General features: G+C 33.2%; 1 protein-coding gene and 1 pseudogene. Both read left to right on the forward strand.

The features are described from left to right. Window positions 1-421 (forward strand): annotated as a pseudogene (locus ASV53_RS25660) (DEAD/DEAH box helicase); the annotation flags it as partial. A gap of 5 nt (window positions 422-426) precedes the next feature. Next, entirely contained in the window at window positions 427-1,050 is a 624-nt protein-coding gene (locus tag ASV53_RS24040) for an STM2766 family helicase-associated protein (RefSeq protein WP_094958994.1), read from the forward strand. Window positions 1,051-1,312: the final 262 nt, after the last annotated feature.

The following is a 1,312-nucleotide window of genomic DNA, read 5'->3' on the forward strand; positions in this document are numbered from 1 at the left end:
GTTTCCATTTGTCATTTGTGTAACAAAAAAAATAAACAATTATCAAACTTATAGAAATGCCTTGTATATGATGCTAACTCGTTCTTTTTTGACTAGTTACCTATTGATAAATGAGGAGAGTAATACAAACCTACTAACGACTATTGAAGGTGAGTTAGCGAATATTAATAGAACAGGAAAGTTGGTAGTTAAAGCCCCAACAGAACAAGAAATACAACAGATTAAGACAACTATCAAATATACAGACTTGACAAAATCTTTCTATGATTCAGTAAATGACTTGTTTGATGAAATGAAAGTACCAGTGAAGCTGAGGAAGCAGTTCTACAAAATCATCCAACAGACTGTAGGTGATGGCTTTGACAGAGAAACAGTAACTAAAATCATTGAATTTAATAAAAATTTATCTTCTGAGAGGTAGAATAGTTGAAGTCATTTTCTATACCTATACCTGATGCTCATCTTGATTTGTTCTTTGCGCCTATTCGAAGCAAGAAAGATGTTATCAAGTTGCTGATGAATACAGTTAAGTATGTTCATAGCAACGTGAAGATAACAGGAGAAGTTAAGAACTTCTTAAAAATCATAGTGGATGACATGAATCGCTTTATTTATGAATCAGAAGATAAAATATTTTCGATTCGTTCTCCTTTTCATATCAAGAATGAGCAAGGTAGGCTCTTGTTTTACACAAATAATATTGCCGACATCGATAATGTTATATCTTCACGCATTCTCACCTTTCTTAACGATGAACGTTTCGAGTCACCTAACTCTCTGGAATTTTTAGAGCCTTTAGAAGAGTTATTTGAGGATCCAGATAGAATATGGGCTTTCGTTCATGAATTAATGTTATTTGAAGATGGTTATCTTAGATATGACCATGACATAGAGAATGAAGATGGAAGATTACACCCTATATCACACTTAGATGTATGTTATACCACAGCATCAACGTTTAAAGTAGGGACTTACCATCAGCCATGTATAAACTATTTTGTTCAATTATTGGATAACAAACACGAAGCAAAATACTTAGAAAAAATATAGTATAAAAGGGAGCATAATATGCTCCCTTTTCTTTTTAGCAGACGAAAACGAAAATATCTTATTAGCTTAGCTGTTTAAAATGGCAAAATAAAAATTGCCTAACCAGAAGTAATAAATAACCAATAGAGATTGAACCTCCTCGCAGCCAACTACTTGTTACTGTAAGGATACTCTGGTAGAGAGTCTAACAATTTAGCAGCTACACTTTCAGCAATCATCTTAGATCTGTCTCTTATAAACAACTGACGCTGCCGACGAATAG

This window comes from Photobacterium sanguinicancri, from assembly GCF_002265265.1.
GTDB lineage: Bacteria > Pseudomonadota > Gammaproteobacteria > Enterobacterales > Vibrionaceae > Photobacterium > Photobacterium sanguinicancri.